Annotated in this window: 14 protein-coding genes; 7 read left to right on the top strand and 7 right to left on the bottom strand. The window is 42.0% G+C overall.

The features are described 5' to 3' along the window. Positions 1-228 precede the first annotated feature (228 nt). Positions 229-972 carry a hypothetical protein gene (locus tag NOS7107_RS14620; RefSeq protein WP_015113756.1) on the top strand — a complete coding sequence of 248 codons (744 nt, stop codon included), beginning with the start codon at positions 229-231 and terminating at the stop codon, positions 970-972. A 49-nt stretch (positions 973-1,021) separates the two neighbouring features. Here the strand turns inward: NOS7107_RS14620 and asnS are convergent, their stop codons facing one another. Further along, positions 1,022-2,413: an asparagine--tRNA ligase gene (gene asnS, locus NOS7107_RS14615; RefSeq protein WP_015113755.1), complete on the bottom strand. Its 1,392-nt coding sequence runs from the start codon at positions 2,411-2,413 to the stop codon at positions 1,022-1,024. A gap of 2 nt (positions 2,414-2,415) precedes the next feature. Further along, positions 2,416-2,784: a hypothetical protein gene (locus NOS7107_RS14610; RefSeq protein WP_015113754.1), complete on the bottom strand. Its 369-nt coding sequence runs from the start codon at positions 2,782-2,784 to the stop codon at positions 2,416-2,418. 78 nt (positions 2,785-2,862) lie between these two features. Between NOS7107_RS14610 and NOS7107_RS29410 the strand changes: the two genes are divergently transcribed. Beyond that, a complete protein-coding gene (locus tag NOS7107_RS29410; protein ID WP_015113753.1) occupies positions 2,863-3,210 on the top strand; it encodes a DUF6439 family protein in 348 nt (115 codons plus the stop codon). Positions 3,211-3,271: 61 nt separating this feature from the next. On the opposite strand, the gene NOS7107_RS14600 is transcribed toward NOS7107_RS29410, so the two are convergent. Continuing rightward, positions 3,272-3,721 (bottom strand): anti-sigma regulatory factor, encoded by a 450-nt coding sequence (locus NOS7107_RS14600; protein ID WP_015113752.1) that lies wholly within the window; start codon positions 3,719-3,721, stop codon positions 3,272-3,274. 432 nt (positions 3,722-4,153) lie between these two features. Further along, positions 4,154-5,512: a 23S rRNA (uracil(1939)-C(5))-methyltransferase RlmD gene (gene rlmD, locus NOS7107_RS14595; protein ID WP_015113751.1), complete on the bottom strand. Its 1,359-nt coding sequence runs from the start codon at positions 5,510-5,512 to the stop codon at positions 4,154-4,156. 131 nt (positions 5,513-5,643) lie between these two features. On the opposite strand from rlmD, the gene NOS7107_RS14590 reads away from it, so the two are divergent. The 5 genes from NOS7107_RS14590 to NOS7107_RS14570 all read left to right on the top strand — a co-directional run bounded on the left by NOS7107_RS14590 (position 5,644) and on the right by NOS7107_RS14570 (position 15,134). Beyond that, on the top strand, positions 5,644-6,129 hold the full coding sequence (locus NOS7107_RS14590) for an allophycocyanin subunit alpha-B (protein WP_015113750.1): 486 nt from the start codon (positions 5,644-5,646) through the stop codon (positions 6,127-6,129). 503 nt (positions 6,130-6,632) lie between these two features. Then, positions 6,633-10,415 carry a phosphoribosylformylglycinamidine synthase subunit PurL gene (purL, locus tag NOS7107_RS14585; RefSeq protein ID WP_015113749.1) on the top strand — a complete coding sequence of 1,261 codons (3,783 nt, stop codon included), beginning with the start codon at positions 6,633-6,635 and terminating at the stop codon, positions 10,413-10,415. Between the two features lie 169 nt (positions 10,416-10,584). Beyond that, entirely contained in the window at positions 10,585-12,081 is a 1,497-nt protein-coding gene (gene purF, locus NOS7107_RS14580; RefSeq protein WP_015113748.1) for an amidophosphoribosyltransferase, read from the top strand. A 399-nt stretch (positions 12,082-12,480) separates the two neighbouring features. Continuing rightward, positions 12,481-13,626 carry a hybrid sensor histidine kinase/response regulator gene (locus NOS7107_RS14575; RefSeq protein ID WP_015113747.1) on the top strand — a complete coding sequence of 382 codons (1,146 nt, stop codon included), beginning with the start codon at positions 12,481-12,483 and terminating at the stop codon, positions 13,624-13,626. 122 nt (positions 13,627-13,748) lie between these two features. Next, positions 13,749-15,134, top strand: a complete 1,386-nt coding sequence (locus NOS7107_RS14570; protein WP_015113746.1) for an aldehyde dehydrogenase family protein — start codon at positions 13,749-13,751, stop codon at positions 15,132-15,134. Positions 15,135-15,181: 47 nt separating this feature from the next. On the opposite strand, the gene NOS7107_RS14565 is transcribed toward NOS7107_RS14570, so the two are convergent. The 3 genes from NOS7107_RS14565 to NOS7107_RS14555 all read right to left on the bottom strand — a co-directional run bounded on the left by NOS7107_RS14565 (position 15,182) and on the right by NOS7107_RS14555 (position 17,044). Continuing rightward, positions 15,182-15,781: a sulfite oxidase-like oxidoreductase gene (locus NOS7107_RS14565; protein WP_015113745.1), complete on the bottom strand. Its 600-nt coding sequence runs from the start codon at positions 15,779-15,781 to the stop codon at positions 15,182-15,184. A 436-nt stretch (positions 15,782-16,217) separates the two neighbouring features. Then, positions 16,218-16,391 (bottom strand): 50S ribosomal protein L32, encoded by a 174-nt coding sequence (gene rpmF / locus NOS7107_RS14560; RefSeq protein ID WP_015113744.1) that lies wholly within the window; start codon positions 16,389-16,391, stop codon positions 16,218-16,220. A 143-nt stretch (positions 16,392-16,534) separates the two neighbouring features. Continuing rightward, a complete protein-coding gene (locus tag NOS7107_RS14555; protein ID WP_015113743.1) occupies positions 16,535-17,044 on the bottom strand; it encodes a hypothetical protein in 510 nt (169 codons plus the stop codon). Between the last annotated feature and the right edge of the window lie 48 nt (positions 17,045-17,092).

The raw sequence follows: 17,092 nt of genomic DNA, 5'->3' as shown, positions 1-17,092 counted from the left end.
GGTGAATATGAGCCATCTGTTACGCGCTGCGATACAAGGACTCGACTCTTTGAGATAGTGTAATTCATTCACATGAAATCTGGTGCGATCGCACATCCCAAAGCTTAACTAATATCCCAGGCTATACCGCCAAGATATTTATTTCCCAGTCATATTAACAATAAGATTGGCGCTGAGTAAATTTTGTGTTATTGTGTCGGTTTTTACAGGGTTCCCTACTTCTAACTCATGATTAATCGCCACCAATTTTCTCAGTCTCTAGCCTTTTTATCTTTATTAGCAGCATTAGGAATTGATTTAGTTATTCCTCAAGTTGTTGCCCAAACTAGTATCAAGACATCTTTCGCTAAAAGTGTAGCATTTACATGCAATGACAGTGAAACAAGCATCAAAGCGAAAAATGGGCCGAAGATATCTATTGGAGGAAAAACTATCTACATTGGTTATCAACAAGTATCATCCCAGAACCAAGATCCCCGCATCATTCGCTTTGATAATGGTGTGAAAAAATGGTGTCGTAGTGACTATGAAACAACCATTGATGATGGTAGAGGTTATGGGTTGTTATGGGATGGCGGAAACGTTTTGTATGGTGTTTTCTCTTCAACTGGTAGCCAGACTGGTAACGATTTTCGCCGCTTTGCTAAGAACGGTTGGTTATCTTCTTATGGTAACGGTGGTGGTGCAAAAGTAGCCGTTATCGCCAAGATTAATCCTACTAATGGTAGTGTTTCTACTGCGACATTTGTCACTGCTAAAAAGCCGAATGATGGTAAAACTAACTCTTTAGCTATCACTAATTTGTCATGGAATGGCACAACTTTAAAAGTACTAGCAGATTCCTGGTGGAGTCCACGGCGTGCGGATAAAAATTCGCTGACTTGCACTGGTTCATCACCATATAAATACACAGCGATATTTACTGGTGATTTAACAAAGGTAAACTCGGCTTCCGCAGTTAATTGTCGTTAAAAGGTAAAAAACCCGCACTAGCGGGTTTTACTTAACTATTTACTAAATACTAAAATTCAGCATTTTGTGGTGTACGAGGGAAGGGAATAACATCACGAATATTCCCCATACCTGTCATAAACTGCACAAGTCTTTCAAAACCCAAACCAAAGCCAGCGTGAGGAACAGTACCAAAACGCCGCAAGTCTAAATACCACCACAAATCTTCGGGTTTCATATCTTGTGCTATCACCCGTCTTTCTAACACATCTAAACGTTCTTCTCTTTGAGAACCGCCAATAATTTCCCCAATTTTGGGTGCGAGAATATCCATTGCGCGGACGGTCTTTTCATCATCACTCAAACGCATATAAAATGCTTTAATTTGCGCTGGATAATCTGTAACAATTACTGGCTTTTTAAACAGTTGTTCGGCTAGATATCGCTCATGTTCTGATTGTAAATCTAAACCCCAACTCACAGGATAATCAAACTTAACATCAGCTTTTTCTAACAGCTTGATGGCATCTGTATAAGTCAGCCGTTCAAATTGATTGTTAATAATATTTTCGGCTGTAGCTAAAACAGTATCATCAATGCGTTGGTTGAAAAATTCCATATCTTCAGGACATTTTTCTAACACATAATTAAAAATATGTTTGAGAAATGCCTCGGCTAAATCCATATCACCTTCTAAATCGCAAAATGCCATTTCTGGCTCAACCATCCAAAATTCTGCGAGGTGACGGGAGGTGTTAGAATTTTCAGCGCGGAATGTGGGGCCGAAGGTATAGACGTTAGAAAAAGCCATCGCCATGACTTCTGCTTCTAACTGGCCGCTAACTGTTAAGTATGTGGGTTTAGTAAAAAAGTCTTGGGTATAATCTACAGCTTGGTTGTCGGTACGGGGAATATTTTTGAGATCCAAACTGGTGACGCTAAATAATTCACCTGCGCCTTCGCAATCACTGGCGGTGATAATGGGGGTGTGTACCCACAAAAAGTCGCGTTCTTGGAAGAATTGGTGAATTGCTGTTGAACAAGCATTTCTGACGCGGAACACTGCACCGAAAGAGTTGGTGCGCGATCGCAAATGTCCGATAGTACGCAAAAATTCAAAAGAGTGGCGCTTCTTTTGCAATGGATATGTTTCGGGATCAGCTTCACCGTAGACTTTCACCGCCTCGGCTTTTAATTCAATGCGCTGTCCCTTCCCTTGGGAAGCCACCAGTACGCCGTTAACTTCAACTGACGCACCTGTATTCAGTTTTTTCAAAATCGCCTCAAAGTCTGGCAAATCCTGATGGATGACAACTTGCAAATTCGCTAGTGATGAACCGTCATTGACTTCAATAAAAGCAAATCCTTTCAAGTCACGCTTTGTTCTTACCCAGCCTTGAACTACAAGAGACTCATCAGGTTGACCACTTCGCAATATTTCTGCAATTCGTCGATTTACCATATTTACCCAGCATAGGATTTTAATATCCAGCCTATGATAACGCCCATTCCACCAAAGCGTATGACTTGCCAGAAAGGTTTTTTCAAACTACGCCAAGAAAATAGCTGGCTTTCTAAGTTAAGTTCTAACAATTCCAACTGTTTTTGAATTTGCCGTAACTCAGCTTTGATTTCTGGTGTCTGAGGTTTATTTTCTTTTAGTTCCTGCTGGCGTTGTTGCCATTGTGCCTTTTGCTCTTGATCGAGCTTAATTTGAGTGTATCGTTCTTTGATGGTGATGAGCGATCGCTCTACTTGGGCTAATTCTTGCTCAAAATCCGGTGATTGATTTTCTTCAGAAGAAGAATTATGTGACTTTCTCGGCGGCTTCATTGACTGATAGTAAATTAAAATTGATATAAGCTCTGCCAATAGTTAAAAGTTACTAGTCAATCCCCAAATTTTATAGATATGGAATCTCTTAATCCTCCACACGGGCTAAACGCCCCGCTACCGCTACCGCTAACAGCACTCAGCACTCAGCACTCAGCACTCAGCACTCAGCACTTAGAACCCAGCACTCTAGAACTAGCACAAGCCCTCATGGAAAGACTCACCATCTCTCCTAACGATTGGCATCGCCTCAAGTCTAACCGCAATTCTCGCGCTAGTGAACAAGCTGCGGCGGCTCTAGTATTTCTCCTCAAAAATCAACCGCAAGAAGCCCTCGCCCGCTTAGAACAAGCCGCAGGTTGGCTAGATAAATCAATATCTGCGCCTCCATGTCCAACTCATGGACATAAGAATTCTGAAGTATGAACTCTGAAGTATGAAAGTATCTTACATTTCATACTTCAGAATTCATACTTCACACTTTTCCTCATCGCCTCAAAGATAAGCGGGGACGATTTTCCATCTGTTTACACAATCTTAATTCTGTACCTTTGCGGCTCCATTGCACCTGATCAAAAATTTGATGCAGGAGACATAAACCGCGACCACTTTCTGACTCATCAGATGGTAAATAGTCTGTCGGATCTTCATCAGAACTTGGTTCTGGCTTAAAACCTTGACCTTGGTCTGATATGACCCACCAATACTGATTATCTATCAAAGAAAAACGAACTACGACTCTTTTACTGGGATCGAGATTATTACCATGTTTAGCGGCATTTACTAAGGCTTCTTGGAGTCCTAGCCGCAATTCTGCTTGTAATTTAGCTGGAATTTCTGCCAGCAGTAAATCTAATATGGGACAAAGATAGAGAGTAGAGGCAAAACTAAGTGTGCCCCAATAGCGTCCAACTGGACGGAGCGAAATACTAATCACAAGAGAAACCCCATAGCTTTCAGTTAGCTAGACATCAGTTTGCTTGTACGCGCACCCTGACAAAATTGGAGGTGGTCATGCTGCCTTCAAACTTGCGTCTTTTATACTAAGTTTTGAAAATGCTAGGGAGCATTTACTCTGTTGATGAAATTCGATTGTTGATACATAAAAACGGCTTTTAAAAAACTGCTATTGCAGTCAGCAAATGGGAATTTGCTGGAAATTTTTACAAGTATTAGGATGACTTTTGTATTGCCGATTCGTATGTCAGACAACCTGATTCATAACTAGTGAGAGTCTATGCAACGTTAGTTGTTTTAACAAAATCATTTCTATTTTTAGGTTAATACGATTTTAGCATTGTTGCTATGCAAGAGACTACAAATTTGCAATTTAAGATTTTGATAAAGAGTTAGTACTCTTATTTAAAAGTCATAACACAAGAAAGGCAGCAGCTTCTACATGAGATGTTTGTGGGAAGAAATCAGCAGGTTGCACCCGTGTAAGTGTATATGTACCTCCTTGACACAATAATTTCAGATCACGCGCAAGTGTGGCTACCTTACAGCTGACGTAAACGATGCGAGCAGGTTTCGATCGCAGTAATGAATCGATGACAGAGCGATCGCATCCTTTACGTGGCGGATCTAGTATGACCACATTCGGTATTATTCCCATTTGCGGCAGTAAATTCTCTACCGCACCGACTTGAAATGTAACGTTATGTATACTGTTGCGATCGGCATTCAGAATTGCCTGTTCTACGGCTTCGGCTTGCAATTCCAAACCCACTGCTTGGCGCACTCGCTGGGCTAGGGGCAAAGTTAAGGTACCAATTCCACAATAAGCGTCAACTAGCACCTCATCTCCTTGGAGGTTCAATTCTGATTGAATTACCTCTAATAGTGCTTCGGCTGTTTCCGTAGAAACTTGGAAAAATGTATCTGGGCGGACTTGAAATTCTAAGTCGGCAAATTTTTCTTTCAGATAGGGAACACCTGCAATGGTGCGAGTTTCTGCCCCAAAGATGGCGTTTGTCCGTTCAGGGTTGCGATTTAAAGCAACTCCCACTAATTGCGGATAGCGTTTTAGCCACTCCTGGGCTTGTTCAGTAATTCCCGCCAACTTCCAGTCTTTCACCACTAAAGTCAGCAACATTTCTCCAGTCCGGCGACCAATGCGTAAACCTAAATGACGAATTTGTCCTTGATGTTGCTGTTCGTTATAAATTTTCCAGCCGCGCTGTTGAATGTCTTGCTTAACTTCAGCAAGTAAAGGATTTAAGCGAGAATCTTGGACAGGGCATTGATTTAAGTTAACTAATTGATGGCTACCCTTTTGGTAATATCCTGCTTGGACTTGCCCAGTAGTAGAAACACTGACAGGATAAGTGGATTTATTGCGGTATCCCAAAGGTGATAAGGCTGTTAATACGGGATCTACTGATGGTGCAGTAAAACCACCGATGCGTTGCAAAGCTTGAATAACTTGATTGCGTTTGGCTTCTAATTGATATTCATAATTAATATGCTGCCACTGACAACCACCGCACTTGTCAGCCACAATGCAACTTGGGCGAATGCGGTGCGGGGATGGGTGCAATAGCTGTATGAGTTTGCCATGAGCATATTTAGGCTTGACGTGTAATAAGCGTACCTGGACGCGATCGCCTGGTACAGTATCTGGTACAAATACCACACGCTCTTCATAGCGACCGACACCATCACCAGTATCAGTGAGATCGGCGATCGCAATTTCAATTAATTCACCTTGTTTCCAAATATTAGTCATTGGTCAATAGTCATTTGTCAAGAGGTCGAAGTTTAATTTCACACTTCACACTTCATACTTTTATTTCCCTTCCCCTGTGTACCTCCAACTCGTTAAACTAGCAAATAATATTTATCGTGATTACAATAATCATGACTGTAATTAGCCAAGTTATTCTCAAAGCTGACGACGAACTGCGTTACCCCAGCAGTGGCGAACTCAAAAGTATCAAAGAATTTTTGCAAACAGGGGAGCAACGGACGCGCATTGCTGCGACCTTAGCCGAAAACGAAAAAAAGATAGTTCAGGAAGCAACCAAACAACTTTGGCAGAAGCGGCCTGATTTTATCGCACCCGGTGGCAATGCTTACGGTGAACGCCAACGCGCTCTCTGTATCCGTGACTTTGGCTGGTATCTACGCCTGATTACCTATGGCGTACTTGCTGGTGACAAAGAGCCAATTGAAAAAATTGGTTTAATTGGTGTGCGCGAAATGTACAATTCTCTGGGTGTTCCTGTCCCTGGAATGGTAGAAGCCATCAATTCTTTGAAAAAAGCCTCCCTTGACCTACTAAGTGCAGAAGACGCAGCAGCAGCATCACCATACTTTGATTACATCATTCAAGCGATGTCATAATCCAAAGTTAGTTTTGCTTCTTTAGACGCGCCTCCGGTCGCTTAAAGTGAGTGCAGAGTCTTAGCACTCAAAGATAAGATCTCTAATTTGATCATACTCTCCCCACATTTGGTAGTGGCTTTGGCCGTATCTGTGTCAAGTTACCAACCAACTGTGGGGAAATTTTATTTGGTCATTGGTCAATAGTCTTTCTCCCATTTTTCCCCTACACCCCTAAATACATACAAAAAGCCGACAGTTTTTCATCAAAGCTGTCGGCGATTAGTGTGTTCCCTATTAATGACTCGGCTAGAGTTCAGTTATATGTAATTATGCCAATTTAGCTATGGTCATGAGACGATCTCAATCATGTTTCTATGTGATTGTCGTCACTCAAGTGTTACTATCGAGCGGTATCTACTTAAGTGAGCCATAACGTAATGGGGATGACAAATAACCATTGGCTATTGACTATTGACCATTAAATATAAAATAGTCTTCTGTCCCCTTGGTGCATTATTCCCATGACCACCACCCCAAAAGATCCGTTTTCTCCCAAAGAAATTGCAGCCGAAGGTATAAAGCCAGAAGAATATGCCGAAATTGTCCGCCGTTTAGGTCGTCATCCTAACAAAGCAGAACTGGGAATGTTTGGGGTGATGTGGTCAGAGCATTGCTGCTACAAAAATTCTCGCCCATTGCTCAAACAATTTCCCACTACAGGCTCTCGTATTCTTGTCGGCCCTGGTGAAAATGCAGGAGTTGTTGACCTAGGTGAAGGATTACAACTGGCCTTTAAAATTGAATCTCATAACCACCCTTCTGCCGTTGAACCCTTCCAAGGAGCCGCCACAGGTGTCGGTGGTATCCTCAGAGATATTTTTACAATGGGGGCGCGTCCCATTGCGTTGTTAAATTCTCTACGCTTCGGTTCTCTAGATGACCCTAAAACCCAAAGGCTATTTACTGGTGTAGTAGCTGGGATCAGCCATTATGGTAACTGTCTAGTCAGTGATGAAACTTTTATTTGGAAAAATCAAGACGAGATACATTTTGATACCATTGGCAACTTTGTGGAATCTCGCCTCAAAACCAACGTCACGACTTTAGAACTCAATCATAGTGATACAGTTCAAACTTTATCTTTAGATCCCGACAGCCAAACTGTTTGTTGGCAACCTGTACGGCGAATATTTAAACGACGTAGCCAACATTTGATCACTATCCGTACAGCCTTGGGGCGTACTTTGGTTGTTACGCCAGACCATCCGATGTTAATTCGCGCCAAAGGTGAATGGGATATTGCAGTGGCGCAGTCTTTAGAAGTAGGTGATGAAATCCCGTTAATAACTGCATGGCCACAATTAACAGCAGAAAAAGACGTAGCCATAGATTTACTTGCGGCTTTAAATCCAGAAACTGCCATTGGTAAAGATGTATATGTGCAGTTACCAGAAACTTGGCAAGTCACAGAGGCGGTACGTACTGCGCTGAGATTACTCGAACCTGCTGTTTACAAACGCCATCAATACTTATCTACAGGTAGATTTCCTCTGGCATACTTTTTGGCTTTGGAACTGCTACTCAATGCACCTCGTAGCGATATCCGCTTATTCCGGTGCGGTAAAGCTAATTATATGAATGCAGTTATTCAGCCAAATAAATTGTTTGCTCGGTTAATTGGCTATTTTCTGTCAGAAGGTTGTGCTGCCAAAAACGGAAATACGTACAAAATTATTTTCACCTTTGCTCATCATGAGACAGAGTATGTTGAGGATGCGATCGCTGGTCTAAAATACTTGGGGTTACGTCCTTGTGTAGAAAAACGTGCTTCTACTATTGCTGTTTACGCAACTTCTTGGCTATTCGGGCATTTCTTGAAGAATGTTTGGCAATGCGGCACAGAAGCCAGCAACAAAGTATTTCCTAACTTTGTCTTCCAGTGGTCACAACAATTGCAATATGAAGTCCTCAAAGGCTTATTCCGGGGTGATGGCTCAATGACAACCAAAACTCACGGCAATCACGCCAAAATTAGTTTTGCCACCACTAGCCGTAAGTTATTTGAGCAAACAGTTCTATTGCTGCAAACCCAAGGAGTCATTCCATATATTTATTGCCAACCAGCTGGCGAAGGAGAAATTGACGGACGTAAGCACATCCGCAAACCTTTATGGCAATTGGAAGTCAATAATTTTGCCGGATTAAAAGCCCTAGCCACAGTTTTTAGTCAAGAGCGAAATCAGGAATTAGCCGTAGCTTTAAATCGTTACAGTAGTACTAAACATTCGGTTCCTCGGTTTACCCAGTCGGTGCCAGATGTAGCTACTGTCAAGATTAAGAGTATTGAACATCAAACCGTTGCCGAGTGTGATGTTTATGATGTGGAAGTAGATAATACTCATCTTTTCGTAACTTCATCGGGGATAGTTACCCACAACTGCGTCGGCGTTCCTACTGTTGGAGGTGAAGTCTACTTTGACCCTGCTTATGCTGGCAATCCCTTAGTCAATGTGATGGCATTGGGATTGATGGAAACGCCGGAAATTGTCAAATCTGGCGCATCGGGTTTAGGTAATCCTGTGTTGTATGTTGGTTCCACTACCGGACGCGATGGGATGGGTGGCGCAAGCTTCGCCAGTGCAGAATTAAGTGATGCTTCAATGGATGACCGTCCGGCGGTGCAAGTCGGCGACCCATTTTTAGAAAAGTCATTAATTGAAGCTTGTTTAGAAGCCTTTAAAACAGGTGCAGTTGTAGCCGCCCAAGATATGGGTGCAGCCGGGATCACCTGTTCTACCGCCGAAATGGCTGCCAAAGGCGGTGTCGGTATTGAATTAGATTTAAATAAGATTCCAGTACGGGAAACTGGCATGGTTCCTTATGAATATTTACTGTCGGAATCTCAAGAACGAATGTTATTTGTTGCCCACAAAGGTCGGGAACAGGAATTAATTGATATTTTTCACCGTTGGGGACTTCAGGCAGTTGTCGCTGGTAAGGTGATTGCTGAACCCATTGTGCGGATTTTATTTCGCGGGAAAATTGCGGCGGAAATTCCGGCTGATGCTTTGGCAGAAAATACCCCACTTTACGAGCGTGAGTTATTGGCGGAACCACCAGAATATGCCCGTCAAGCTTGGGAATGGACAGCTGATGCTTTACCTGCTTGTACACCCGCAGGTATCAGCAGCCACAGTTGGAATGATATCTTATTGACTTTACTCGATACACCCACGATCGCCTCGAAAAATTGGGTATACCGTCAATACGATCATCAGGTACAAAATAACACTGTCACCCTTCCTGGTGGTGCAGATGCGGCGGTAGTTCGCTTACGTCCCTTAGAAGAAATCCCCAATCTAAAATCTAAAATCCAAAACCTCAAATTGGCAGTTGCGGCTACAGTAGATTGCAATCCCCGCTATGTTTACCTTGATCCCTATGAAGGTGCTAAGGCTGTAGTTGCAGAAGCCGCACGCAATCTTAGTTGTGTGGGTGCAGAACCCCTGGCTGTGACTGATAACTTGAATTTTGGCAGTCCCGAAAAACCTATTGGTTACTGGCAATTAGCCGAAGCTTGTCGGGGTTTGGCAGAAGGTTGTCAAGAATTATCTACACCAGTCACAGGCGGGAATGTTTCTCTCTACAATGAAACCCTAGATTCTCAAGGCAACCCCCAACCAATTTATCCAACTCCTGTGGTGGGAATGGTGGGGTTAATTCCTGATTTCACAAAAATTTGCGGTCAAGCTTGGCAAGCAAGTGGTGATGTTATTTATTTATTAGGGTTAACCGTACAAGCCAAAGTTGAATTAGGCGCGTCGGAATATTTAGCTACTATCCACAACACCGTAGCTGGCAGACCACCACGGGTAAATTATGAATTAGAACGCCGTGTGCAGAAAGTTTGCCGCGCAGGTATTCGGGAGAGTTGGGTGCGTTCAGCCCACGATTGTGCTGAGGGCGGCTTGGTTGTAGCGTTGGCAGAATCTTCGATTGCCGGCAACTTGGGGGCGGAAGTGACATTAGAAATTTCGCCAAACCAGTTACAACGTCTTGATGAAGTGCTGTTCGGTGAAGGCGGGGCAAGAATTATAGTTTCCGTGGGATCAGAACAGCAAGAAATGTGGGAATCATACTTACAGACACATCTGGGGCAAGATTGGCAAAAACTAGGCAAGGTTAGCAATCGTGATGCTGGTTTGACGGTTTTAACTACTGATAATCAAACCTTAATCACAGTTAGTATTGAAGATATGAAGGGTCGTTACAATAATGCGATCGCCAAACGCCTAGAAGCATAAAAAAGTCTGAAGTCACAAGGATGAAGTCTAAAATTTCATACTTCAGACTTCATACTTCATCCTTCTTAAGGTACTGTTTTAATAAGTGGTTAAAGATTTGTTAAGAATCAGTAACCACTCATAGCCATAATCCCAGTGACTTGACACCCCCGCCAGGAGCAAAGCCAGCATGATTCCCACCCATTCCGTCACTTCGGATGAATACCCCGAACAGACTTGCAACTCAACTAATAGTCAAGAAAATCTTCCTGATAAGCCAGAAGAAGCTTGCGGTGTCTTTGGCCTCTATGCACCAGAACAAGACGTTGCTAAACTGACCTACTTTGGATTATATGCCCTCCAACATCGGGGTCAAGAGTCAGCTGGGATTGCGACTTTTGAAGGTACAAAAGTCCACCTCCACAAAGATATGGGCTTGGTGTCTCAAGTATTTAACGAGTCTATTTTAGAAGAGTTGCCCGGAAATTTAGCTGTTGGACACACTCGCTATTCCACAACTGGTTCTAGCCGCAAAGTTAACGCCCAGCCTGCTGTTGTGGAAACTCGCTTAGGTTCCCTAGCTCTTGCACATAATGGAAATCTTGTCAATACACCCCAATTGCGCGATGAATTGGTCAAGAGCAATTTTAACTTAGTCACCACCACCGACTCCGAAATGATCGCCTTTGCGATCGCCGAAGCAGTCAACAATGGTGCAGACTGGTTAGATGGGGCAATTCAAGCATTCCACCGCTGTCAAGGAGCTTTTAGTTTAGTCATTGCTACACCAGTTGGGGTAATGGGAACCCGTGATCCCAATGGTATTCGTCCATTAGTCATTGGGACTGTCGGTACTAATCCAGTTCGTTACGTCTTGTCTTCGGAAACTTGCGGTTTAGATATTATTGGTGCTGAATACCTGCGAGATGTCGAACCAGGAGAGTTAGTCTGGATTACCGAAGAAGGTTTGGCTTCTTTCCACTGGAGTCAACCGCAACGTAAATTGTGCATTTTTGAAATGATTTACTTTGCGCGTCCTGATAGCATTATGCACAATGAAAGCTTATATAGCTATCGAATGCGCTTAGGCAGACAACTCGCCGCTGAATCTTTTGTGGAAGCTGATATTGTTTTTGGTGTGCCTGATTCTGGTATCCCTGCCGCTATTGGATTTTCCCAAGCTTCCGGTGTATCCTATGGTGAGGGCTTAATTAAGAATCGTTACGTTGGGCGCACCTTTATTCAACCAACCCAAAATATGCGCGAGTCGGGTATCCGGATGAAACTCAACCCCCTCAAAGATGTACTTGCGGGTAAAAGAGTTGTGATTGTCGATGATTCCATTGTGCGGGGAACTACTAGCCGTAAGTTGGTGAAAGCTTTGCGTGATGCAGGCGCAGCAGAAGTACACATGCGAATTTCTTCCCCACCTGTTACACATCCTTGCTTTTACGGCATTGATACCGATAGTCAAGATCAATTAATTGCGGCTACCAAATCAGTTGCAGAAATTACCCAACAATTAGAAGTAAATTCCCTCGCTTATCTCAGTTGGGAAGGAATGCTCACAGCGACAAGAGAAGACACCAATAGTTTTTGTTCCGCCTGCTTTACCGGAGATTACCCAATTGCCATTCCTGAACAAGTCAAACGTTCTAAATTAATTTTAGAGAAGGTAGTAGTCTAGAGCAGTAATTAAAATAGTTCGCTAATTAATAGAATATCCGGCTATTAGACCACTGAGGTAATCTGATAGCCGGATATTTATCATATAAAAAACTTATATTTCATAACATAAATTGTAATACTAACTTTTTGCTGGCTATATTTATTAACAGTAATCATAAATGTCTGATAATTATTACAAAAGTCATCTTTTAGAGGCTTGCTGGAAATAAAGCGATCGCCTTCAGATCAGCGCTAACTATTGGTTTAATTGACTTTTAATTTTCTACAATTGACGTAAAAATATTGACTGTGCCACTTTTCATGGCGGAATGTAAGCTAAAAAACAAATAACCAAAAAGTGGTAGCAATATAGCAGTTTCGCTCAACAACTCACATCTACCCGAAACGTTTCTTACACATGAGTTCACTATTGCCTAACCCTGACAAAATTTTGGTTGTCGATGATTCTCCAGATAATGTTTTTTTAATTAAAACCATACTTGAAGAAGAAGGATATACAGTTAGTACAGCCGAAAACGGTATTTTAGCATTAACACAGTTAGAAGCGTCTCCCTGTGATTTGGTACTGCTGGATTTAATGATGCCAGGTATGGATGGCTATGAAGTCACCAGGCGCATCCGTGGGGAAATGAACTTACAGCAATATATTCCCATTCTGTTAATTACGGCTCACGATGCACCCAACGTCGCACATGGATTAGACTTGGGTGCTGATGATTTTATTCGTAAACCTGTAACCGTAGATGAATTACTCGCCAGAGTGCGATCGCTGTTACGACTAAAGCATAGTATGGATGAGCGTGATGAAATTGCCCGTCAGCGAGAAGATTTTGTTTCCCGCCTCACCCATGACTTACGTACGCCCTTAGTCGCCGCAGATCGAATGTTAATGCTGTTTGAGCAAGGTGCTTTAGGTAACTTATCGCCACAAATGCAAGAAGCACTCACTATTATGGCGCGTAGTAATACCAACTTGCTGTCGATGGTGAATACCTTATTAGAAGTTTATCGATTTGAAGCCGGACGGAAAACCCTAGCATTTCAACCAGTTGATTTAAAACAGTTAATCGCCGAAGTAGTTGGAGAACTCACACCTTTAGCACAAGCTAAAGCACTAACTATCAAACAGGAGTATGCAGAGGAATTAACTAACAGTAACATCATGGGCGATCGCTTGGAATTGCACCGCCTGTTAACTAACCTGATAGGTAATGCCATCAAATTTACTGAATCTGGCCATGTAGCAATTCGCCTCTCCTCTGTGCAGGAAAATAATGAAATTTCTGCCTCTAGGCTCTCGTCATCTACCCCTAGTGGTAACTATATTAATATGGTGGTAGCCGATACTGGTTCAGGTATTCCACCTGAAGAACAAACTACCTTGTTTCAAAGATTTCGCCAAGGTAGCCACAAAAGTTCCGGTAGCGGTTTGGGATTGTACTTATCTCGGCGGATTGTTGAGGCACATCAAGGTCAGATTTTTGTTAATTCTGTATTAGGTAAGGGTAGTAAATTTGTGGTGTATTTACCAATAAAACCCTGAAAAACTATAAATGATAAATTATGAGTTATGGAATTTTTTCATTGCTTAACTCATAATTTATTATTTTTTATCATGTTCAATTATCAAATTAAATATATTTACAAAATCTAGAGGATAGCATCATGATTGCTAATGAATTATCTAACATTAATCAGCTGATTCACAAGCAACGCGAATTTTTCCAAACTGGAAAAACCAAGGATATAGCTTTTCGGCTAGAAAAACTCCGAATTCTCAAACAGGCAATAGTTGAAAATGAAACAGCTATTGTCCAAGCTTTGCAAGCTGATTTACATAAACCAGAATTTGAGTCTTACATCACAGAAATCAGTGTCACCAAAGAAATTGATTATGCTATCAAAAATCTGCATTCGTGGGCTAAACCGAAAAAAGCTGAAGTTCCCTTAGAATTTTTTTCTTATTCAGCGAAGATTTACGCGGAACCTTTGGGTGTTATTTTAATTATCGGCCCTTGGAATTATCCCTTTAATTTGATTATTGCACCCTTAGTAGGTGCGATCGCTGCTGGTAATTGTTCAATTCTCAAACCTTCAGAAATTGCCCCCGCTACCTCTAGTTTATTAGCCCAGATGATGGCTAAATATTTTGAACCAGAGTTTATTACTGTAGTTGAAGGTGGTGCAGAAGCCAGTCAAAAGCTACTTGCAGAAAAGTTTGACCATATCTTTTTTACTGGTGGTACATCTGTTGGCAAAATTGTGATGGAAGCAGCCGCAAAACATCTCACCCCAGTTACTTTAGAATTAGGTGGCAAAAGCCCTTGTATTGTTGATGCTGAGATAAATTTAGAACATACAATCAGACGCATTACTTGGGGCAAATTTATTAATGCTGGACAAACTTGTGTTGCACCTGACTATTTATTAGTTGATAAAAAAATTAAACCCGATTTAATCAATGGCTTGAAAAACAGCCTCAAAGAATTTTATGGAGATAATCCATACAATAGTGCTGATTATGCCAGGATTATCAGTCAAAAACATTGTGAAAGGTTAATTAAACTTCTCAATAAAGGCGAAATTATTGTTGGTGGAGAAAGCAAACTAGAAGAACGCTACATTGCGCCCACAATTATTGATCAAGTCTCATTAACAGACCCAGTAATGCAGGAAGAAATATTTGGGCCGATTTTACCTGTAATTGAATATACAGATATTAGAGAAGCGATCGCCTTAATTAATTCCAAACCCAAACCCTTAGCTTTATACTTATTCTCGCAAAACAAAAACCTGCAACAGCGAGTTTTACAAGAAACTTCTTCTGGCGGTGTTTGTATTAACGACACAGTACTGCATCTTGGTGTCTCATCTTTACCCTTTGGTGGCGTTGGTGATAGTGGTATTGGGAACTATCATGGCAAAGCTGGTTTTGATACCTTTTCTCACCATAAAAGCGTCCTACGCAACTCCTTTTGGGTAGATTTAAAATGGCGCTACGCTCCATATCAAGGCAAATTGGGTTTATTGAAACGACTTATTGGGTCATAAAAATAGAGGCGTTGCAGTGCAACGCCTCTGACTAAAAAATTCTCAAATTAAAACCTACCGCTATAGCGTTCTTCCGCCCAAGGTTCACCCCGGTGATGATAGCCGTTACGCTCCCAAAAACCTAGTTCTTCTTTTTTCAGAAACTCTAAACCATTAATCCACTTGGCACTTTTCCAAGCGTAGAGGTGGGGTACAACTAAACGTAAGGGGCCGCCGTGTTCTGCGGGTAATGGCTCGCCAAATAATTGAAAAGCAAAGAAATTTTCTGCGCGGGCAAAATCTTCGATGGCAATGTTAGTAGTATAGTCACCATAGCAATGTTCCATCACATGGGCTGCTTCTGGCTCTACCTCTATCAGATTCATCAAGTCTGTCACCTTAAAACCAGTCCACTTGACATCCAGTTTTGACCAGCGGGTTACACAGTGGAAATCTGCTGTAAATTCGTGCTGTGGTAGCGCCATCAAGTCTGACCAAGTGAAAACAGCTGGCTTGGCTAAACCCCAAACGCGAAATTCCCACTCTTCTATATTGATTTGGGGAGTTGCCCCATAGGTTAAGACAGGGAAACCTTTAGCTAAGTGTTGTCCTGGTGGGACACGTTCTCCCTGTTCTTGATCTGGTTTTTGAAAAAACTTTCCTAACATATTCTCATCTGGGGTGTAGGGGTTTAGGGTGTAGGGTGGTGAGAACAAATTATCTGCTTGCTTACACCCTGACACCCAATCTTAATAAGTAGTCTTTATACGTAAGTCTTAAGAGTGTCAAATAGCCTGAGCATCAAAAGATAGACTCAGGCAGAGAAAAAATATTAATTTTGCTGAACACCCAATAATTAGGACATCCAGATACTTTACTGTTTGATTATGATTATCTAATCATCAGTCATGGGTAAGAGGTAATGGATAACGGATTTTCCGAATTATTCATTACCGATTTTTTATTTATCCCATTAGCTGCTGAAGAACACTAAGCATGAATTTTTAATTATTTAGGCAATCTACGATAAAGTGCCGAAAAGCCTGAGCGGTAGAAGTCACCGCTCAAATCTTCGGTGATGCTAATGTTTTTCCTGATGGGAAATTATGACTCTTCGTCCTCTTCTTCAGGAGTAGGATAGACAAATGTAGAACGTCCAGTCAAAATTGACTTGCCAAGGGAGAGAGCTTTTTGAGCTTCAACAGCAGCTTTATGTCTCCATGTAGCTCGACGTTTATCGCGTTTAGATTTGGAAGTTTTCTTCTTAGGGACAGCCATAGTAGCGGATATCGCAGTTTTTGACAACCTTTCTATTCTAAGCCATCTATTGGCATCTGCAATGGTATTCCCCATTAGTAAGGAATATTTAAACGCAAAGGAGCGCTAAGGTCAACGCAGAGGGGGCGCAAAGAGGAAAAATATTACGGTGTGGTAGCTGCTGGTGCGACGGTCGTGATGGGAGGGATATTAACAGGATTGGTGGGAGTTTTTTCAAAGAATAAAAGCGATCGCGCTGTTTTAAAGTAAGTCGCCCAACGTTGAGCATCAGGACGAGAACGCCATTGGGGACGGCTAACCTCTAAAGCTAAAATTGGCGCGATCGCTCCGTAACTTTGTACGGAAACAATAATCGATACATCTGTAGCCAATATATCTTGATCAAAACTGCGTTGCGCGGCTGCTCTAGCCGTTGCTTCGGCTCTCCTGAGTGTAGTTTCATAGCTTTCATCCGGTAATCTATCAATAATTAAGTCAACTCTGGCGGTGTAAGCTCTGACTATCTGAGGTGAAATTACTTCTGTCACAATCCATACTGGTAGGCTAGAAAAGAGCAAAAATATTAATGGAAATATCCGGATTTTTTTGGCAACTTGGCTAATAAATAAACAGGAAATGATCGATGATAGTTGGTAAGCAACATTCCTGGTCATAACCTTAAAGCTCCTGACTAATTAATGGCCTGTAATTGAAATTGTCTG

The organism is Nostoc sp. PCC 7107 (genome assembly GCF_000316625.1).
Classification (GTDB): Bacteria; Cyanobacteriota; Cyanobacteriia; order Cyanobacteriales; family Nostocaceae; genus Nostoc_B.
This window is presented reverse-complemented; position numbering and strand designations above follow the sequence as displayed.

Coding starts and splice junctions, on each gene's coding strand:
- NOS7107_RS14620 (WP_015113756.1), top strand. CDS start 229: ATGATTAATCGCCACCAATTTTCTCAGTCTCTAGCCTTTTTATCTTTA.
- asnS (WP_015113755.1), bottom strand. CDS start 2,413: ATGGTAAATCGACGAATTGCAGAAATATTGCGAAGTGGTCAACCTGAT.
- NOS7107_RS14610 (WP_015113754.1), bottom strand. CDS start 2,784: ATGAAGCCGCCGAGAAAGTCACATAATTCTTCTTCTGAAGAAAATCAA.
- NOS7107_RS29410 (WP_015113753.1), top strand. CDS start 2,863: ATGGAATCTCTTAATCCTCCACACGGGCTAAACGCCCCGCTACCGCTA.
- rlmD (WP_015113751.1), bottom strand. CDS start 5,512: ATGACTAATATTTGGAAACAAGGTGAATTAATTGAAATTGCGATCGCC.
- NOS7107_RS14590 (WP_015113750.1), top strand. CDS start 5,644: ATGACTGTAATTAGCCAAGTTATTCTCAAAGCTGACGACGAACTGCGT.
- purL (WP_015113749.1), top strand. CDS start 6,633: ATGACCACCACCCCAAAAGATCCGTTTTCTCCCAAAGAAATTGCAGCC.
- purF (WP_015113748.1), top strand. CDS start 10,585: ATGATTCCCACCCATTCCGTCACTTCGGATGAATACCCCGAACAGACT.
- NOS7107_RS14575 (WP_015113747.1), top strand. CDS start 12,481: ATGAGTTCACTATTGCCTAACCCTGACAAAATTTTGGTTGTCGATGAT.
- NOS7107_RS14570 (WP_015113746.1), top strand. CDS start 13,749: ATGATTGCTAATGAATTATCTAACATTAATCAGCTGATTCACAAGCAA.
- NOS7107_RS14565 (WP_015113745.1), bottom strand. CDS start 15,781: ATGTTAGGAAAGTTTTTTCAAAAACCAGATCAAGAACAGGGAGAACGT.
- rpmF (WP_015113744.1), bottom strand. CDS start 16,391: ATGGCTGTCCCTAAGAAGAAAACTTCCAAATCTAAACGCGATAAACGT.
- NOS7107_RS14555 (WP_015113743.1), bottom strand. CDS start 17,044: ATGACCAGGAATGTTGCTTACCAACTATCATCGATCATTTCCTGTTTA.